This window comes from Arthrobacter sp. 8AJ (genome assembly GCF_902506025.1).
Lineage (GTDB): Bacteria > Actinomycetota > Actinomycetes > Actinomycetales > Micrococcaceae > Arthrobacter.
The window spans coordinates 415,262-434,063 of sequence record NZ_LR733289.1 but is presented as its reverse complement, the minus strand read 5'-3'; the positions used below and the strand labels follow the sequence as shown (position 1 = coordinate 434,063).

The 18,802-nt window shown below is 59.9% G+C and carries 16 protein-coding genes and 1 pseudogene; 9 read left to right on the top strand and 8 right to left on the bottom strand.

Features of this window, described 5'->3' with window-relative positions; all coding sequences use genetic code 11:
- Positions 1-51: 51 nt before the first annotated feature.
- Positions 52-1,584, bottom strand: coding sequence for an IS21 family transposase (gene istA, locus BACI349Y_RS02005; protein WP_223993174.1), 1,533 nt, complete (start codon positions 1,582-1,584; stop codon positions 52-54).
- A 549-nt stretch (positions 1,585-2,133) separates the two neighbouring features.
- Between istA and BACI349Y_RS20485 the strand changes: the two genes are divergently transcribed.
- Positions 2,134-2,328, top strand: coding sequence for a helix-turn-helix domain-containing protein (locus tag BACI349Y_RS20485; protein ID WP_159629991.1), 195 nt, complete (start codon positions 2,134-2,136; stop codon positions 2,326-2,328).
- Between the two features lie 376 nt (positions 2,329-2,704).
- Here the strand turns inward: BACI349Y_RS20485 and BACI349Y_RS01995 are convergent, their stop codons facing one another.
- From BACI349Y_RS01995 to ndhA, 5 genes are all read right to left on the bottom strand, one after another.
- Positions 2,705-3,079, bottom strand: a complete 375-nt coding sequence (locus tag BACI349Y_RS01995) for a DUF948 domain-containing protein (RefSeq protein WP_159629989.1) — start codon at positions 3,077-3,079, stop codon at positions 2,705-2,707.
- A gap of 452 nt (positions 3,080-3,531) precedes the next feature.
- Complete coding sequence (locus tag BACI349Y_RS01990; RefSeq protein ID WP_159629987.1) at positions 3,532-4,809, bottom strand: (S)-6-hydroxynicotine oxidase; 1,278 nt, start codon at positions 4,807-4,809, stop codon at positions 3,532-3,534.
- Positions 4,810-4,880: 71 nt separating this feature from the next.
- The gene (gene ndhC / locus BACI349Y_RS01985) at positions 4,881-7,331 is read right to left on the bottom strand and encodes a 2,6-dihydroxypyridine 3-hydroxylase subunit NdhC (protein WP_159629985.1); all 2,451 of its coding nucleotides are present in this window, start codon (positions 7,329-7,331) and stop codon (positions 4,881-4,883) included.
- 1 nt (position 7,332) lies between these two features.
- A complete protein-coding gene (gene ndhB, locus BACI349Y_RS01980) occupies positions 7,333-7,824 on the bottom strand; it encodes a 2,6-dihydroxypyridine 3-hydroxylase subunit NdhB (protein ID WP_328699835.1) in 492 nt (163 codons plus the stop codon).
- A complete protein-coding gene (gene ndhA / locus BACI349Y_RS01975) occupies positions 7,821-8,672 on the bottom strand; it encodes a 2,6-dihydroxypyridine 3-hydroxylase subunit NdhA (protein ID WP_159629983.1) in 852 nt (283 codons plus the stop codon). The genes ndhB and ndhA overlap by 4 nt, the downstream gene beginning before the upstream one ends.
- A gap of 791 nt (positions 8,673-9,463) precedes the next feature.
- On the opposite strand from ndhA, the gene BACI349Y_RS01970 reads away from it, so the two are divergent.
- Together BACI349Y_RS01970 and BACI349Y_RS01965 are read left to right on the top strand one after the other, a co-directional pair.
- The gene (locus BACI349Y_RS01970) at positions 9,464-10,567 is read left to right on the top strand and encodes an IS110 family transposase (RefSeq protein WP_159629981.1); all 1,104 of its coding nucleotides are present in this window, start codon (positions 9,464-9,466) and stop codon (positions 10,565-10,567) included.
- A 424-nt stretch (positions 10,568-10,991) separates the two neighbouring features.
- Positions 10,992-11,771: pseudogene (locus tag BACI349Y_RS01965) on the top strand (helix-turn-helix domain-containing protein); the annotation flags it as partial.
- Between the two features lie 140 nt (positions 11,772-11,911).
- Here BACI349Y_RS01965 and BACI349Y_RS01960 read toward each other — a convergent pair.
- Together BACI349Y_RS01960 and moaA are read right to left on the bottom strand one after the other, a co-directional pair.
- On the bottom strand, positions 11,912-12,178 hold the full coding sequence (locus BACI349Y_RS01960; RefSeq protein WP_159629977.1) for a MoaD/ThiS family protein: 267 nt from the start codon (positions 12,176-12,178) through the stop codon (positions 11,912-11,914).
- 6 nt (positions 12,179-12,184) lie between these two features.
- Entirely contained in the window at positions 12,185-13,330 is a 1,146-nt protein-coding gene (gene moaA / locus BACI349Y_RS01955; RefSeq protein WP_201302373.1) for a GTP 3',8-cyclase MoaA, read from the bottom strand.
- A gap of 272 nt (positions 13,331-13,602) precedes the next feature.
- On the opposite strand from moaA, the gene BACI349Y_RS01950 reads away from it, so the two are divergent.
- Genes BACI349Y_RS01950 through BACI349Y_RS01925 form a run of 6 tightly spaced genes read left to right on the top strand, consistent with a single transcriptional unit; the run spans position 13,603 to position 18,710 of the window.
- Positions 13,603-14,892, top strand: a complete 1,290-nt coding sequence (locus BACI349Y_RS01950; protein WP_159629975.1) for a molybdopterin molybdotransferase MoeA — start codon at positions 13,603-13,605, stop codon at positions 14,890-14,892.
- On the top strand, positions 14,880-15,389 hold the full coding sequence (gene moaC / locus BACI349Y_RS01945; RefSeq protein WP_159629973.1) for a cyclic pyranopterin monophosphate synthase MoaC: 510 nt from the start codon (positions 14,880-14,882) through the stop codon (positions 15,387-15,389). Before BACI349Y_RS01950 ends, moaC begins: the two co-directional genes overlap by 13 nt.
- Before the next feature lie 59 nt (positions 15,390-15,448).
- Positions 15,449-15,970 carry a molybdenum cofactor biosynthesis protein MoaE gene (locus BACI349Y_RS01940; RefSeq protein ID WP_159629971.1) on the top strand — a complete coding sequence of 174 codons (522 nt, stop codon included), beginning with the start codon at positions 15,449-15,451 and terminating at the stop codon, positions 15,968-15,970.
- A 52-nt stretch (positions 15,971-16,022) separates the two neighbouring features.
- Positions 16,023-16,826: a molybdate ABC transporter substrate-binding protein gene (gene modA / locus BACI349Y_RS01935; RefSeq protein ID WP_159629969.1), complete on the top strand. Its 804-nt coding sequence runs from the start codon at positions 16,023-16,025 to the stop codon at positions 16,824-16,826.
- Positions 16,801-17,664 (top strand): ABC transporter permease, encoded by an 864-nt coding sequence (locus tag BACI349Y_RS01930; protein ID WP_159629967.1) that lies wholly within the window; start codon positions 16,801-16,803, stop codon positions 17,662-17,664. Before modA ends, BACI349Y_RS01930 begins: the two co-directional genes overlap by 26 nt.
- The gene (locus tag BACI349Y_RS01925; protein ID WP_159629965.1) at positions 17,661-18,710 is read left to right on the top strand and encodes a sulfate/molybdate ABC transporter ATP-binding protein; all 1,050 of its coding nucleotides are present in this window, start codon (positions 17,661-17,663) and stop codon (positions 18,708-18,710) included. The genes BACI349Y_RS01930 and BACI349Y_RS01925 overlap by 4 nt, the downstream gene beginning before the upstream one ends.
- Positions 18,711-18,802: the final 92 nt, after the last annotated feature.

Below are 18,802 nucleotides of genomic sequence, written 5' to 3'. Positions count from 1 at the left end.
CCAGTTCGGCCGGCAGGGCCGGGGCGGTGGTGTTCGTGGTGGTGACCGGGCTCATCGGCTCTGCTCCTTTGCGGGGGCGCTGGACGGCTCGGCGCCGAGGCCTGCCCAGGCGCTGGTGCCTTGGGTGAGGGACCTGGTTTCGTTAGCGGCGTGGGTGGTGGTGCGGCGGATGTTCGCGTTCAGGATGGAGGGCAGGTCGCCGTGGGCGAACCGGCCGTGCAGCGCGGCGTCTCCCAGGGCACGGTCCACGGACTCGGTCCCGGCGATCTTGGCCAGGGTCACGGCCTCGGCCATTTTCATGTTCATCCGGCCTGTTCCTGCAGCCGCGGCTTCCACGAGCCAGGTCTTGGCGCCGGCGCCGATGGCCAGGAACTCGGCTTCACCGGCGGTGCGTGCCTTCACGGCGTAGTCGCCCGGGGTTCTGGTACTGGTCCCTGGGAAGTGCTCCTCGATGACCGCGGGACTGCCGGGCCTTGCCCGGCCGTGGCGGGCGACTTCGACCGGGCCGGTCGGGCCGTGGTGGACGATGATGACCTGTTCGTCAGGGCCGGTGCCGTGGGAGCGGACGAACACCTTCGCGCCGAGCAAATGCGACGGCACCGAGTACTGGGCGTTCTCGAAGGAGACCATCGGGGTGTTCTCCGGGACTATACGGGCCAGCCCGAACGCGACCGTGTGCGCGGTCTCCGGGATCCGGTGCAGCCGGGCCGCTTCCTCCGCCAAAACCATTGCGGGTTTACGTCGGGTGGCCCGGTGTTCGCGGTTGTTGACCTCGTCCATGAACGCCTCGCAGGCGGCCTCCAGCTCGGCAAAGGAAGCGTAACCGGGCCTCAGGTTCGTGTCGGTGGGCACGAGGTCGGCTTTGGCCAGTTTCACCGACGCTTCGACTCCGCCTTTCGTTGCAGGGTCCGCGGGCTGGCAGGTCAGCACGGTGACCCCGTAGTGCCGGGCGAAGTCCAGGGTCTGCTGGTTCCGCACCGGAACCCCTGCGACATGGGCCGTTGTCACGGTTTTCTCGTTATCGGTCAGGACATACGTTGGTGCCCCGCCCAGGATCCGGAAGCACCGGTCGAGGGCTGCGAACACGCTCGGCGCGGTCCGGTCCCGCAACGGGATCACGATCCGGAACCTTGAGAACGCCAGCCAGGCAACGAACAGAATGGTTTTTACGCCGCCGATCCGTGGCCCGTCGCCGAAGTCGTACTGCAGCCACATCCCAGGCTCGGTGATCCACGGCCGGTGCACACGGGTGTGTCCGAGCCGCCACGCGGCCTTGACCTGCGCGATCGCCCGGCGCGTAGACCGCTCGGACCCCTCATAGCCTAGGGCGAGCAGCTTTTCGTGGGCCTTGTCGGCGCGGATCCGGCCCTTGGACGCCTCTACCCATTCCTCGATCTTAGGCAGGTAAGCGTCCGTGACCCTGGGCCGGGGCGCCGGTTCTGCAATTGGCCGGCCGGCGTCCCGCGCGGCGACGTGCCTGGCTACAGTGTGGTGCGAGCAGCCCGTGAGCTCCGCGGTGGCGCGCAACGATCCGGTCAGATCATAGGCAGCAAGAATTTCCATGATTTCTCCGTCATGCTTCATACAGGGCCTCTTCCTGGGACGACATTTGGTGCGACTAGACACCGTCATCAAATCCCGGGGAGAGGCCCCCGCCGCTGAAGACGCGGCAGGAACAGTTGAGGAAGTGGGCAGATCTCATGGCCACCAGTGGGCAGTTCTACTGGCCGTCAGTGGGCAATTTCGTGGCCGCCTATGGGCAGTTTTTCATGGCCGCTTACAGGCCGTCTCCTGCAACTCGAGGAACTTGTCCCCTCCCCTGTGTTAAGCGCTACCGTAACGTTCCTTAGTGCTGCTGATGGCGTATCCAAGCCTGCATCCGAATCCAAAACGAACCCTGGTGTCAGCGATGCTCGAAAACTGAGCCATGTTGCGTGGGCTTGCCGTCTAGCGGTGGTTGCAACACCTGAGCGATTATGAGTTGCAATTGGGCCAGATGAAAGGACCGCCGAGGGGTCGATGCGCTCCACCGAAGATGGCTGCCCGGGCTCACTATGATCAGCTGATAAAACAGGAAATGGGCAATCCTGAAGCCTGCCGCATCGTGGGAACCAGCCGTAGTCCCGGCACTCGGTGGCGGCACGGCCAAACGGTCGTCTAAAAGTCCGGAGACATCAAGACGTACGCACCGATTTCACAGCAGCGGCCTGCAGGGATCTCCGCCGTCATCTCTCCGAGCCGGAACGGATTACGATTGCGGACCTACTGCATGCCCGGCGTAGCATCCGTGCCATTGCCCGGCAGCTCGGGTGCAGTCCGCTACCGTGAGCACGGAGATCAGCCGCAACCTTCACGAACCCTCTGGCAACTACCGTCCGCAGACAGCCCTGCGCAGTGCCGAGCGCAGAAGGAGTCGTCAGCGAACCGGGAAGATCGCAAGCAAAGTCCCGCCGTCGTCCGATCCAGGAGCTGTGGGCCTTCGTCTGGGAGCACCTCGAACAGCGATGAAGCCCCCGCCAGATCGGCAACCGGCTGTGTAGTGTCTTCCTGGACAGCCGGAATTGCACGTCGCGCCTGAGACCGTCTATAAGGCCCTGCACGGGCCGGGTCCGGTCTTTGTTGCATTCACTTGCCGAAGGGCAATGACTGCAATAAGCATGCCGGTTCCCAGCCAGATAAATCGGTTCATACTGGCCTCCGAACTTTAGCGGCTTCGTCGGCCTGTAGCCGGCCTAGGGTGTTTCGCTAAAGCGGTTCTGACACCATGGCTGAAAGCCGCCATTCTGATCAGGGGTGCCCCGACACTGGCCGTGATCAGGGAGGTCAAGGCGGAGAAGTTGGCACTAACATCAGAGACATTCGACGCAATGCCGTCCACTTTCCTAAGTTGTTGATTGGCGGTGGCCACAATAGCTGTGGCCCCATCCATTATCGGAATCGCACCGTCGCTCAACGACCTAATCGCAATTCGTACCTCGTCTAGTACCTGGCCGAGTTTCATGATCGGCACTGCAAGCAGTAGAACAAGGAGTGCAAAGACCCCAGCGGAAATCAGACCGGCGATAGCACCGATAGACATCAAATTCATCTCCTCGAAGTGAACGGGGTGAGCACAAACTGCCTGTGTATAGGAAAGGGATGTGAGGCATCGAATTTGTGAACCGGCGAGGTCCGAGGACGACCAGGCGAAGCAGCAACTCTCACGGGCGGAGGCAGTGGTCCAGTTCCTGCGGGGGCGCGGCAAGGCCCTGAGCAGGAAACTTGGCTACCAAACGGATAGCAGTGACCCTCCCTGGAGCAGGAGGATCATGAGGCGGGATCGGGGGCACCGTTGGGTTAGAGGATCACGCTACACCCAAACACCTAAACCTAATTTTTGATCCCGACAGAACGCCATCGGCCATCATTCCTGATGGCCGATGGCGTTCATGGGACCGTGCAACTGCATTCTTGTCAGCGTTTTTGGCCGGATGACTGCGCCGGCTGCGAGCGAACCATAAGCTCCGGGGAGAGCATCAGGAAGCCCTCGTTCTACGAACGCAGAATCGCGTTGACCGCCGAGTCAGCGGTTTCCAGCGCGCCCTCAATATATCCCGGGAACCCCAACGACACATCGGATCCTACAAAATAAACACGGCCTGCCGGTTCACCAAGTTCCTTGTGTACTCGACTGAACTGTCGTACTCGGGGTGAGACCCAGGGCCCTTCGAAAAGTGGGTCTTTGATCCAGTCGTGATAATCGATGCCGAGGACTTCAACCTCCGGTAGATAGTAGTGCACAGCGTCCTTGACAGCACTGAGATCGGTAGGATCGAAGGATCCCGAGTCGGTGAACGCCACCAACAGTCGTTCGCTTTCCGACACCTCGCAATAGTCGTAAAGCGTGGGAAAAATTCCGTCTCCGACGCATTCGATTCCCGCTTCCGCTCCCCGCACGTGAATCAGAATTTTAAGTCCGCGGCCACCGTGCCCTTCCTCAATTACTGACCGCCGGTTTTCAGGTAGGGCCGGGGTGAAAAGAATCCTCCGCCAAGTGTTCATTGGGGTAGCAATTACCACGGAACGTGCTTGGAAGGCGTCCCCGCTTTTGAGGGTCACATGCACTGCATCGCCTGACTGATCTATGCCGGTAACGACGCTCTGCATCCTGATTTCAGGAATGTCGTGGCTCATGGCGTCGACCAGGTCAGCTGAACCATTGGCAAATACTTCATCCAGCGAGAAAAGCACGCCGAGGATGCTGTAGTGATGTGCTGCAACAAGTTGCAACGCCCACAACGCGGATGACTGGTCAGCAGGCTGGCCCAGCATGTTCCACGCCCAGGCGAGCAAAAACTGCCTGGAAACAGGGGGCAGGTCGAGCCCGTCGACGTACTCGATGAGTGGGATGTCCAGGTCCTCAAGGTCCTGGTTCTCCAACCCCTTTTCCAGGTCAATTCTGTGCGCATCCCGCAGCAAAGTGTAGGTGGCTGCTTCCACTGCAACTGCTTCCGAACCGGGAATAGGAAATGCCTGATTCAGTGCGGTCGGGCCCAAACGATGCCTAAACGAGGTGAACTCGGTAGCAGCCGCCGTGGCAATTCCGTACCGGTCCAATTCGGCTGCCAGCCGCGGGTGATGCTTTCGGTGTAGGTACGCTCCACCTATCTCGACCTGCAGGTTGGGTACATTCCGGGACTCCCGGGAATACGCTCGCCCTCCAAGGCGGTCGCCCCCTTCAAGGAGAAGTACTTTTTTGCCTGCATTGGTAAGGTCGCGTGCTGCTTTCAGACCGCTAAAACCGCCGCCAACCACAATTGCGTCATACAAATTTTGCCTTCTTTCACATGTCCTGGACTTTGGAATTTGGGTCTGCAATCAGGGACGCACGCATGCTGTCCCTACTCCGTATCCATTGGGCCTCGATCGAGCGCGGGCACCCCTGCCCGATCCCACAGGTCTGACCAATCCTCCGGGCCTTCCAGGTCGACAATTCCCTTGGTGGCGCGGATAATTTTCTCGGGGGTTGCTGGAAGTTCATAGAGAACGGAACCAAAGGGAGAGAGTGCATCATTCACGGCGTTGAGTACGGCAGCCGGTGCCGAGATCAGACCAGACTCTCCCATCCCCTTCACGCCTGACGCTGTCATCACCGACGGGGTTTCAATGTGCCTGATTTCAAATGGGGGAGAAACATCCATCGTTGGCGTCTGGTAATCCAGGAAAGACGTTGTAGACAAGTTTCCTGAATTATCGTAGACAAGCTGCTCGAAAAGGCCCATGCCAATTCCTTGTATGACCCCACCGCGAATTTGGCCCTCTACAATTGTGGGATTGATGATAACGCCGCAGTCCTCGACGGAATAGACCTTTTCGACTGTTACAAACCCGGTGATGGGATCCAGTTCAACGATAAGGGCATGACCGCCGTTCGAAAACATGGGCCGGGATGTGTCCCATGCCTTAGTGAACTCCAATCCGGGTTCAAAACCGGCGGGCCACTTGGATGAGTCCCAGTAGACTGCCATGGCCACGTCGGCGACGCTCACTCGCGATTCCGGAGCCCCTACGATGGATGCGAAGCCTTCTTCCAAAACGATGTCTTCCTCAGAAGACTCGAGCATATTGGCAGCAACGGCAACCAGTTTTTCGCGAATGGCATGGGCTGCACGATTAACACATCCGCCGGCGATGACGGCTGCGCGGCTTCCAATGGTGCCGCTGCCATAGGCGCCCTTGGTGGAAGTTCCCGCATCGACGCTGATCGATTCGAAGGGGATGCCTAAGACATCCGCGGCTACCTGGGCTAGGGTCGTTTGGTGGCCCTGCCCCTGTGAATTCAAACCCGAGGTTATTGTCACCGAGCCGGTCGAATCCATTTTGACGGTTGCTGTGTCATGGAACACATCGGTTGCGCCATGGGCCTGCATCATGCCCGTGCTCTCGCCACTACTTTCGACGAAGACGCTGATTCCCAACCCCAGGTATTTGCCGTTTTTGCGGGCTTCTTCCTGTCGTTTGAGAAAGGCCGGGTAGTCGACCATTTCTTCCAAGGTGTTGATTACCTCAAGAAATGACCCCTCCTCGTACACGACCCCCTGGGGATTTGTCCACGGAAATTCTTTAACAACATTCTGTCTCCGGATTTCAAAAGGAGACACCTTCATCTGTCGCGCCAGATCATCCATAAGGGATTCCCGGGCGAGGGTTCCCGCCGTGTATCCAACCCCGCGGAAAGCGCCCATGGGGCACTTGTTGGTGACGGCCCCCTCGTAAACGTACTCCGCCGCTGGGATATCGTATATACCGGTGGGCGTGACGGCCGCGGTAGCCCAGCATTCCACAGCCATAGTCTGCGGGGGCATATGGTAGGCGCCTCCGTCAACTAAAGAATGGGTCCGAACCCCAGTTATTCGTCCCTCAGCGTTGGCGGCATATTGGATTGTGACGAACTGCTCGTGGGCGTGTGAACCGGCCAAAAGATTTTCGCGCCGATCCTCTACCCATTTTACTGGCGTCTTCAGGTGCTTCGAAGCGAGCGGCATGAGCATTTCTTCAGGGAATACGTGCGCTTTCTGCCCAAAACCGCCGCCGGTATCAGGAGAAATGACCTCGCTTCGTGACTCATCGAAACCAAGAAAGAGGCTCAGGCACATCTTCACGTAATGGGGCATCTGCGTTGACGCCCATAGCCTAAGCCGGTCCTCAGTCCATTCGTAGTCCGCTAGACAACCCCTCGTCTCCATAGGGGCGGCTGCCACCCGACCAGGGTGGTACAGGGCGGAAACGACATGCTCGGCATTGGCGAACGCCTCATCCACGTCCCCAAAGGTTGCTCTCCCGCGAATGCCCACATTGTCAGGGCGTTCGCCGTTTGCTACTGGGCCCCCTTGGATGGATTTGCGGGGGTCAAGCACGACTTCGAGGGGCTCGAGCTCGAGACCTACGAGATCACACGCATCTTCTGCTACCGCTCGCGAGTCTGCGACTATCAATACAACCGGTTCACCCACGTAACGTACGACGTCCTTAGCCAAGAGCGGCATGGTCATCGCTTCGCATCCCTCAGCCGTATATTGTGCCTCGATGCCGGCGCAGTACTTTTCGATGTCAGAAGCCGTCCAGACAAGGTGAACGCCAGGCATCTCTGAGGCGACCGACGTATCAATGCCCGTGATTTGAGCATGAGCAGCAGGGCTGCGCACGAAACAAGCATGCAACTGGCCCTCAACGTTGATGTCGTTCAGGTACTTTCCCCGCCCGGTAAGAAGTCTTGCGTCCTCAGTTCGTGGGACCCGCTTGCCTATAACGTTTCTTGTTATAGGAGGAGAGTAATAATGTGGGTTGTCCATTTTAGTTTCCAATCTGACCCGCTGCATCCAGGACAGCCTCAACAATCGTCTGGTAGCCCGTGCATCGGCATAAGTTACCGGAGAGGGCCTCGACAACTTCGTCTTTTGTCGGACTAGGGTTTGCGTCTAGCAACTCTGTAGCTGATATGAGGAACCCTGCCGTGCAAAAACCGCACTGGAGGGCATGGTGCTTTTTAAATGCTTCCTGAAGTGGGCTAAGGGCAGCGCCATCCGACAGGTCCTCGACGGTCCGTATGCTGCGTCCGTTTCCCTGGGCGGCAAGGGTCAGGCAGGACCGCACGGCAGCCCCATCCATGAGGATCGTGCACGCACCGCAAACCCCATGCTCACATCCGAGCTTGATGCCGGTGAGCTTTTGGTCATTCCTCAGGTGGTCGGCCAAAGTATCGCGCGCGTCTACTGCAACAGTGCGCCGACGTCCGTTTACTTCCACGTCTATTTCGACGCGTTCTGATGGGGATGATGATGTCACGTACGTGCTCCTGCTTCAACTATGGTGCGCCGAATCAGCTCCTGCACCAGGCCTTGGCGATATTCGGCCGAGCCGTGGATGTCTGAGATATACGAGAGCGATTTCGCTCCAGCTTTTGCGGCTACTTCTGCCCTTTCCGGTGACAGCTCTGATCCGTTGAGGACGTCTTCCGCCTCGGGCACTCGTTGGATTTTGCCAACAGCGGCTCCAACGGCCACCCGCGCATTTGAAATTTGTGAACCCTCAATCGACATTACGACTGCGACATTGGCGAGCCCATAGTCTCCAGATCGTCTAGCAAACTCCCCATAGCCCCATCCGTCGGGACGTGAAGGTAGCCAAACGTCAGTGATGATCTCGTCAGCGGCAATGCTCGTCATGTACGGACCGACGAACAAGTCATCGGCATCAATGGTGCGCCGTCCTCTTACACTTTGAACCTCCACCATTCCATTGAGGGCAAGCAATACGAGCGGCCATTCGCCCGCTGCATCGCCATGGGCCAAGGCTCCGCCCAAGGTCCCTCGATTCCTAATCTGGGGATGGGCTATGTGGTGGCCAGCTGCCACCATCATTGGCAGGTTCTTGGCAACGGCAGGGGAACTGACGATCGTTGCATGGGTGACCATAGGTCCGAAGCGGATGTAGTCTCCGACTTCCTCCAGGTCAGTCAGGCCAGGAACGTATCCCAGGTCTACAATGACGGACGGTTGGGCTAGGCGCATGGCCATGACAGGCAGCAGACTCTGGCCTCCAGCAATGATCTTGGAGTCCTCGTCAGCTGACAGTAGATCGCAGGCATCTTCAATTGATGCTGGTGATGCGTATCTGATATTAGGTAGTTTCATCCTTCACTCCCTCGAATGACCTTCATCTTCCCCTACCCGCCGTGACTTTTTGCATGGCATTGAAGGACAACTACATCCGACCTTTTGTCGAAGTGTGCACAAGGAACAACGCGCCCACCATTCCGGTCCTGGGCAGGGAAAAGGGTACGCAGGACAAAGGGTCCGTTTAGACGTCACGGACTGTTCCTTTAAACGACCGGGTGGGCACGCCCCTGCGTCCCCTGATTTTTGCAGGCAGCCTGTTATGTGCGCTGGCTATCGCGCATGAGCCAGAAACGCAAGCCCACGTGTGCTTCTTCGCATGCGTTCGCCGTCCAGGGGGCCGTAACTGTCTACCCCTGCACCAAATGCGAAGGTATGGCTACTGGTACTCCTGCGGCGGCACCTAACGAACTTCAGGTGTTCGCCATCCATTCGAAAGTCACCAGAATCCACGGGAGCAACTACCAATGTTCAGATCCCGACTCTTCATCACGGTTGGTACGCATCCACTAGACGATATGAGCAGGAGGTTGCCGGCTTAGGCGAAGCAGCTGTGGAGCTTCTGGACCCTTCTGGAGGTCCATTTTCGCCGGACCGTTTCCGGAGCGTCCAGCTTGGATCCTCTGTCCCTAATGACGGGTGGGGGGGTGGACGCTCCGGATCTTGTTCCGGCGCTGATGGCCCTCTGTCAGAAGGGCCCGGGAAATGTGGTCCAGGGGGCTGGAACCTCCTTTTCAAAGCAAGTCGTGGGTTGCCTGCCACACTTGGCGAACAGGTAGAGCCACATTTGAAATTTGGAGGTTCCAGCTATGTTCGAGCGTACAAGCGTTGGCCTGGATGTCCATGCCCGTAGTGTTGTGGCCTGTGCGTTGGACGGTCGGACCGGGGAAGTTTTCCGGCGCCGTTTGACGCCGGACCGGGATGAGATTCTTGCCTGGATCATCTCGCTGCCTCCGCCGGCAAAGGTCGTTTACGAGGCAGGTCCAACAGGTTTTGGCTTGGCCAGGTTCCTGCTTTCTGCCGGCATCGATACGGTGATTGCAGCCCCGTCGAAGCTTCAGCGCCCGTCCGGTGACCGGGTAAAGACCGATGCGAGGGATGCTCTGCATCTGGCCCGGTTGCTCAAACTCGGTGAGATCACGGCGGTCCAGGTTCCTTCGGTGGATCAGGAAGCGGCCCGGGATCTGGTGCGTTTCCGTGAAGATGTCCGCGGGGACCTGATGCGTTCCCGGCACCGCATTTCCAAGCTCTTGTTGCGACAGGGCATCGTGTATTCCGGCGGGCAGGCCTGGACCGGAACCCACGAACTCTGGCTCGCACGCCAGCGATTCGATTCTCCGGCCCGACAACTGACCTATGCGTCCTCGCTGGAAGCGATGCATGAGATCTCGGACCGCCGTGACCGCCTCGATCAGGCGATCGCCTCCATGGCCTATGCAAGCGAATACACGCCCATTGTCCGGTCGCTGCAGTGCCTGCGCGGGATATCTACGCTGACGGCTTTTGGTCTTGCCGTGGAGATCGGTGACTGGGACCGGTTTACCGGTTCAACGATCGGCGCATATCTGGGCCTGGTCCCGACCGAGCGTTCATCGGGGGCGTCCCGGTCCCAGGGATCCATCACGAAAACCGGAAACGGACATGCCCGCCGGCTACTCGTCGAAGCAGCCTGGCACCACCGTAGACCATACAACGTCTCGTCCCGGCTCATGCGCTCACGGTGGGAAGAAGCCAGTTCCCAGGCCCGAGCACGTGGCCATGCAGGGAACCGGCGCCTGCACGAACGCTGGATGATTTACCTCGAACGCCGCAAGCGGCCCGTCATCGCAAACGTCGCCATCGCCCGCGAGCTCTCCGGCTGGTGTTGGTCCCTCGCTACCGGAAGCCTGGAGACCACCCAAACAACTACCTGACTTCCGTCCCTTCACGGAACGGAACAGCCGGGACGCCAGCGATGGTGGGGTAATCGCAGCGCGTGGAGTAAACCCGCGATACAGCTATGGGCGCCCCCAACAGGGTATGCCCGATCTTCCTAGACCAGCGGTAGCCTCCAGCCGAACACATCGTCCTGCGGTAACCAACCCGCGCATATCAGTCTGACCGCGCCGTCGCCAACGACACGCTAACCCACACCAACGATCACCCCGGCAAAACAAAGGATGCAGTCCCACGGCCCAAAACCTTGGGACTGCATCCCCACGCTCTTGACACAAGAATTACATATCAGCTGTGTTACCCACGGACGTTGGTGACAGTCGGCATGGCATGGCGATATGAAGAAAACCTCCGAGTGGAGCGGGGCTTGTCTAGAGTCAAGTTCCACAATCGGAGGTCTTCGTGTCCCACCCTAACGCTTTCCTCGCGTCCTTGGGGCGGCTTGAGTTGGCGAAATGTATCGTCGATGATGGCTGGCCGTTGCGGCGCGCTGCCGAACGTTTGCAGGTTTCTGTGCCGACCGCCGCCCGTTGGGCCAAACGTTATCTTGAGCTTGGTCCCCAGGCGCGCGAGCTCGGCGCCAAGGGTATGGATGACCGCTCGAGCCGTCCTGCATCATCCCCGCAGCGGACACAACAGCGGGTCGAGCGGCGGATCATTGCCCTACGGGTGAACCGGCCCTGGGGGCCGGCCCGCATCGCTTGTTTGCTCGGGTTGCACCCGTCCACGGTCCACAAGGTCCTGTCCCGTTATCGTCTGGCGAGGCTGTCCTGTCTGGATCGGGCGACAGGACGAGTCATTCGCCGCTACGAACAAACAGCCCTGGAGCTCTCGTTCACGTCGACGTCAAGAAGCTCGGCCGGGTCCCCGACGGAGGAGGCAACAGGGCCGTGGGCCGGGCCAAGGGCTGGTCCAACCGCGGACACTGCTAAGGCCGCCCTAAACCCGGCTAGCCACATTCACACCGCCATTGATGACTACTCACGGCTCGCGTATTCAGAGATCCTCTTAGACGAGCGGCAGGACAACAACGCTGCCCGATTCTGGCAAGGGGGCAGCGCCTACTTTCAGGGCTACGGGGTCTCACCCCGCAGGGTGCTGACCGACAACGGTTCCTGCTACCGCTCACGGGTTTTCAACGAAGCTCTTGGTCCCGGCATCAAACACAAATACACCAGGCCAGTACAACTAGCTGAAGAACGATCGCCGCTACGACGACGTTGTACGTGTCGCACGCTGTCGAGAAGCCCGTGAAGCGCGCTAAGACCTTCAAGATTGGCAACACTGGGTTGCAGACCGGATGCACAAAAAGCTGAAGCGGCTCATCCGCCGGCAAACGGGGGAAGCACGTCAACCACATCGTTCGGACCTACAACCGTTGAGTGATCACGCACTGCAACTTCATTCAACAGGAGGCTGCTTCTTGCCAAAATATTGGTCAGAGGGGGAGTCCCTGCGGGAGGTTCCGGACGTTTTACGGACCGTATGGCCTTCAGGAGCCCTGCCACAGTCGTGCCGTCTGCAAGGTCGAACATTTCTTCCTCAAATCCGGCAGCAGCACGTGCGGCAGCAAAATAGCGTACGTTCATAAAGAGCTATCCTCCAATGGCGCTCATGCTGCGGTCCGGCTGGACGAAGTCCGGGGCGTCTAGTCCTACATGATCCATGCCATGAGCTTTTGGCTTGAGCCACATTGCATCCTGCCACCGCCGTGCGAGAGCCTCGTCTGAGGCGCCTGATCGCAGAAGACCCAGCAGGTCGAATTCCTCGCGGGAGAACAGGCAGCCCATGATCTTACCTTCGGCCGTGATCCGTGTCCGTCGGCAATCCGAGCAGAAGGGTTCAGTGACTGAAGCGATAATCCCCACTGTCCCAAGCGCCGGACGCACGTTCTGGCCCCCTGCCGACGAAGTGTCAGTCACCTCCGACCCAACTGCCCGACGCCGTACTTCGAAACGTTCCGCCGGCGCGCCCTCACGTGCCCGAGGATCCGGGGTGAGGACAAAGTCAGTGGACAGCAGCGTACGGATTTCGGCTGCTGTGATCATGTTGCGCCGGGTCCACCCGTGATCAGCGTCCAGCGGCATCTGCTCAATAAACCTTAGTTCGTAACCACGGTCAAGCGCCCACGCGAGCAACGAAGGAGCTTCGGCATCGTTGATGCCCCGCATCAATACGGCATTGAGCTTGACCGGCCCCAGTCCGGCGGACCACGCGGCATCCACCCCGGCCAGGACTTGGTCCAGGAAGGGCCGACGCGTCAGCTGGTTGAAGGTCTCCTCATGCAGCGAATCCAACGAGACGTTAATCCGGGTCAGCCCGGCAGCCTTGAGCGGGGCCGCTTTTTTGGCGAGCCCCACACCGTTCGTGGTCATTGAAATCGGCAGCTGAGGGTGGTTTCGCCGCAACTCGGCGATGATCCCCAGTAGATCGTGGCGGACCAGGGGTTCGCCTCCGGTCAGCCGCAGTTCGCGGATACCCAGGTTCTCCACACCGATCCGGACGATCCGTATAATTTCCGAGGCTGACATGACCGCCTGCTTGGATAGCCATTGGAGCCCCTCGGCAGGCATGCAATAGGTGCAGCGGAGGTTGCATTTATCCGTCAACGATAACCTCAGGTCAGTGGCGCGGCGCCCATACCGGTCCACCAGCGCGGCGCCTATGCCGGCAGGCCTTGACGCGGATACGGACAGCCCGGCATCCTCCCGGGGTTGCGGCATGCCTAGCTGGATACTCATGTCTTCAGGCTACGCGAAGCAGGGCAGGGGCCTTTGTGCTGGAACTGACAATTGCGGAAGCCAGTTGTGGCAAGTAGTTATAGCTGAAGCGTCGCTTTCCTGTTGGAATCACTTTGCACCCAGGAGGACCAGTTTGCGCAACACGATCGAACCTGGGGCGCACACGAGAACCAGAGAGATGCTTCCGCCAAAAGCTTCGTTGGAAAGAATAAGCAGGTTGGCGTGGCCGAGCAGGATTCACCAGACCGAAAAAGATCTCCCGGAGGCAGGACATGCAAAGGCAAGAAGAGCAGCTGACCGGACTGGGGGGCAAGCGTCCCGGCCCCCGGATCCTCGGAAGGTCTCTGCCGGAACATGAACATCGAAGTGTATCGACACACCTGCAGGCAATCCGGGACGTGCTCTTTCCGCTGTTGACCCCACCCCAGGTAGAGCGAATCCCCTTAATGCAAGCGTTGGGCCGTGGCCTGGCCGAAACCGTTAAGGCACCGGCAAATTTGCCACCCTTCACCAACTCCCAAATGGATGGCTATGCGGTTAAATCCCGCGACATCACTGACGGCCAAGGGAAATTGCGTGTGGTATCACCCGTCCCGGCAGGCACAGTACCGGCACCTCTGGCTGGAGGGACAGCTGCTCCCATCATGACGGGGGCCCTGCTACCCGATGGAGCTGATTCTGTCGTCCCCATTGAACGGGCAGCGCCAAACCACTTCCCTCCCCCTGGGTTGGATACGACAGTGTGGCTTCCTGAGACAGCTGCCGGTACGTTTGTCCGCGGCGCAGGGAGTGATATAGCTAAAGGCGAATGCGCACTGCCCGCCGGAACCGTGCTCGGTCCGCGCCAGCTTGGTCTGCTCGCCGCATTGGGTGTCACTGAAGTTGTTGTTACTCAAAAGCTGACTGTCCTGCTGGCCACCACCGGGGACGAGGTCCTTGAGCCCGGTGAGAAGCCCGAACCGGGCAAGATTTACGATGCAAATAACACGCTCCTGGAGTCCTCTATGCTTCAGGCAGGGCTCAACGTCGTCAGGGCAGGCATAGTCAAGGATGAGCCGGGCGCCCTATCGAAACTCTTGAAAATCCATGCCGCGCACGTCGACCTGATTGTTACCAGTGGCGGCGTGAGCGCGGGCGCCTACGAGCCTGTTAGGCAGACCATGACCGATCATGACGTCGAATTTTCCCACGTTGCCATTCAGCCCGGCGGTCCCCAGGGAGTCGGCACCTTCGAGGGCACTCCGATCCTCGCATTCCCTGGAAACCCGGTGAGCTGCTTTGTCTCGTTTGAGATGTTCCTGCGTCCGCTCCTGGGCGAAATGTTTGCTGCGCCGGCTCCCCGGCTCTCGTTCCGCGCACCCCTTTCGCATCCCTTAACGTCGCCCCCGAAAAAGCACCAGGTCCGGCGGGGTGTCCTCTTAGCGAACGGCACTGTTCGACTGGAAGGCGGCGAAGGTTCCCACTTGCTCGGAGCACTTGCTCGATCAAATGTCTTGGTGCACATCCCAGAGGGAATTTCGGAACTGGCGGAGGGATCAGAGGTGGAGGTATGGGCGGTTTGACGCTTGAAGGTTGGTCCGCGGGCCTCACCCACCTGCGCACGGACGGCACTGCCCACATGGTTGATGTTTCACAAAAAGTTGAGTCCAACCGGGAGGCAACAGCTACGGCAACAGTTCGTACGACTCGCGAAGTCCTGCTGCTGCTCTCATCGGAGGGATTGCCCAAGGGCGATGCCATGGCCGTCGCCCGGATCGCAGGCATCCTGGCGACCAAGAAAACGTCCGAATTGATTGTGCTGTGCCACCCCTTACCTGTTTCCAGGGCGACGGTCGACTTCGTACTGGGACCTGACAGCGTGCGGCTCGTTGCAACCGTTAAGACTAGGGGTGTGACAGGAGTAGAGATGGAAGCTTTGACTGCAGTAAGCGTCGCCGCCCTGAACGTTTACGACATGATCAAAGCCGTTGACAAGCACGCTGTTCTTACGGATATCCGGGTACTTGCCAAGACTGGCGGCAAGAGTGGGGACTGGTCTCTGAAAACCTCGGAGGAATAGGCGTGACTGGAGACACGAGTGGGCTTGACAGGCGACTACCGTTGAATGAGAGGACAGGAATGAGCACCGACCAACATACGGACGCAGGAGAAGCTGCCACCGCAGCGCAGACAACGAGGCAAGCCTTTGCCGTAGTCAATTGCGAGCTCAGCGATCAGCCCATCTCCGTCGAGGTGGCCACAGCGGCTGTGGATTCGAGCACGTCCGGAGCAGTAGTCAGTTTTTGTGGAGTGGTACGCAATCACGACGGCGGTAAGGCAGTCGACCGACTGACCTACACTGCTCACCCCACCGCACACCAGGCGTTGAAAAATGTTCTGGAAGCGGTCGCTGCCAAGTACTCGTCCGCTGATGAGGCGGAGGAAGTCGTTCCCGTGCGGATCTGGGCATCGCACCGGGTGGGAGCACTCGGAATTGGGGACGCGGCTCTCGTTTGTGCTGTAGCCGCGGGACACCGGGGACAGGCATTCGCTGTGTGCTCGGACCTGGTTGACCGCATCAAGAAAGAGGTGCCCATTTGGAAGCAACAGTTCTTCGCCGATGGGACCTTGGAATGGGTCGGTTCCGGCATAACAGGTTGATCCCATGCGAGCGTTTGGGTCAATCAAGCCGAGCCCTGAGAAGGACCATCACATGAACATTTTTCGCGTGCGCATCAGCCTGCTGCTGACCCCATGGGTCGTTGCAGCAGGACTGGCTGGCTGCGCTAACTCCGCCGATGACAAAGCCCCGGGCCCAGGTACCGGCACTCCCCCAACGATCACAGGCTCGGTGACCGTTTACGCCGCCGCGTCCTTAAAGTCTCCCTTCACCGAGATCGCCTCCAAGTTCGAGGCAGCAAACCCGGGCACTAAGGTTACGCTGAACTTCGCCGGATCCTCGGCCCTGGTCTCGCAGATTACCCAAGGCGCTCCGGCCGATGTTTTCGCCTCCGCCGATGTCAAGAACATGGCTGAACTTTCCGCTGCCGGGCTTATCAACGGAACGCCGACCAACTTCGCCACGAACGTCCTGACGATCGCGGTTCCATCAGTAAACCCGGCGTCGATTTCTTCCTTCGCAGATCTAGCGAAGCCGGGCACCAAAGTAGTTGTCTGCGCGCCGCAGGTTCCTTGCGGCTCCGCCACGGGGAAGGTGGAAAAGGCTACGGGAACAACCCTGAAGCCTGTCAGCGAGGAATCCTCCGTCACAGACGTCCTGGGCAAGATCACCTCCGGGGAAGCCGACGCTGGCCTTGTCTACGTCACCGATGTCAAGACCGCCGGTGGCAGGGTCAAGGGCATCGCTTTCAGCGGGTCCGACCAGGCTGTGAACACTTATCCGATCGCTGCGGTAGGAACAAGCGCGAACAAGGATCTGGCCAACGCGTTCATCGGCATGGTTACGGGAAGCGAAGGCAGGAAGGTCCTCGGTGACGCCGGTTTTGGTGCCCCGTAAGAAGGCCTGGTCGGGCAGCAGGACAAATCGACAAAACACCGGTTACACAGGGCTCCCTCCGTGGGTTTTCGCCCTTGCAGCAGCAGGAGGCCTGTTTGTCCTGCTGCCGCTTGCCGCAATGGTGTTCAGGGTCAACTGGGCGCACTTCATCCCGCTCATCACATCGGAATCCTCGCTCACGGCGCTTGGCCTCAGCCTGCGGACGGCTGCGGCCAGCACGGTGTTGTGTGTCGTCTTCGGGGTGCCGTTGGCCCTCCTTCTGGCCCGCTCCAGCTTCCCGGGCCAGCACCTGCTGCGGGCGTTTGTGTTGCTACCCCTCGTCCTGCCGCCCGTGGTCGGCGGCATCGCGTTGCTCTATACGTTTGGCCGTCAGGGACTCCTCGGGAAGAGCATGCAACTGGCTGGGATCCAAATCACGTTCTCCACCACCGCCGTCGTCCTCGCCCAGACATTCGTGGCGTTGCCGTTTCTGGTGGTCAGTCTCGACGGAGCTCTCCGTACCGCCGGCACCAAGTATGAAGCCGTCGCAGCGACGCTTGGTGCCCGCCCGAGCACGGTGCTGCGCCGGGTCACTCTCCCGCTGGTCCTGCCCGGTCTTGCCTCCGGCGCCGTGCTGTCCTTCGCGCGATGCCTGGGCGAATTTGGCGCCACTCTGACCTTCGCCGGGAGCCTCCAAGGTGTCACCCGCACCCTGCCACTGGAGATCTACCTTCAGCGTGAAAGCGACGCCGACGCTGCCGTCGCCCTTTCCCTGGTACTTGTGGCGGTGGCGGTCGCGGTCGTCTCACTTTCCTTCCGGAATTCGGCGGCGCTGGCAGCGGATGCGGAATCAAGATGACCTTCAAACTCGATGCCGCCCTGCACGCGCGCAACTTCGACGTCTCCTTCACTTTCGGAGGCACAGAAACAGTAGCCGTGCTGGGTCCAAACGGTGCCGGCAAGTCGACGATGCTGGCAATCATCGCAGGGCTCATCCGCCCGGATAGCGGGAACGCGGCGCTAAAACAGAAGATGCTGTTCGAAATTGGCGACGGCAGGAACAACTTCCTGCCGCCGCACATGCGGGGAACCGCGCTGCTCGCACAGGAACCGCTGCTGTTTCCGCACATGAGCGTGTTGGAGAACGTAGCCTTCGGTCCGCGGGCTGCCGGCGCGGATCGGGCCAGTGCGCTTCAGACGGCTCGACTCTGGCTCGCGGAAGTAGAAGCGGTGGAGTTCGCCAACCGGCGGCCAGGCCAGCTTTCCGGCGGTCAGGCTCAACGCGTTGCCTTAGCGCGCGCGCTTGCAACGGAGCCCGAACTACTGCTCCTCGACGAACCCATGGCGGCCCTCGACATTCATGCCGCCCCCATGCTGCGCCGCCTTCTCAAGCGGATCCTCGCTACGCGCCGCACCATCATCATCACGCACGATGTCCTGGACGCGCTGATGCTCGCCGACCGCGCCATCGTCATCGAAGACGGGCGGATCACCGAGGAAGGCTCACCCCGGGAGATCCTGAAGAAACCCCGCGGCAAATTTGCTGCCGGACTGGCGGGCTTGAACCTGCTCTCCGGAACTATCACAGGCCAAGGGCTCACGTCCAATTGCGGGCTTGACATCAACGCACATCCCCAAGACGGAGCAGTCGTCGGCCAGGACGGCGTTGCACTCTTTTCACCGATCGCGGTTGCGGTCTTCCCGACTGCTGATCACGGTAGCCCACGGAACTCGTTCGCCGTCCGAATCACGGATCTGGAACCCCACGGCGATCATATCCGTGTCCACGCCGGAGGCCTGATGGCAGACATCACCCCGGCCGCTTCGGCAGACCTCGGGCTCATGCCCGGGATAACCGTCTACTTCGTCATCAAGGCTACGGCCATCACCGTTTACCCGGCATAGCACACAACGTTCGGGCCCATCTTCTCTGCGGTCGAGGTCTCGTCATGCCGGAATCGCGTGCGGTAGTTCATCACAAGGTGTACAGCAGTGGG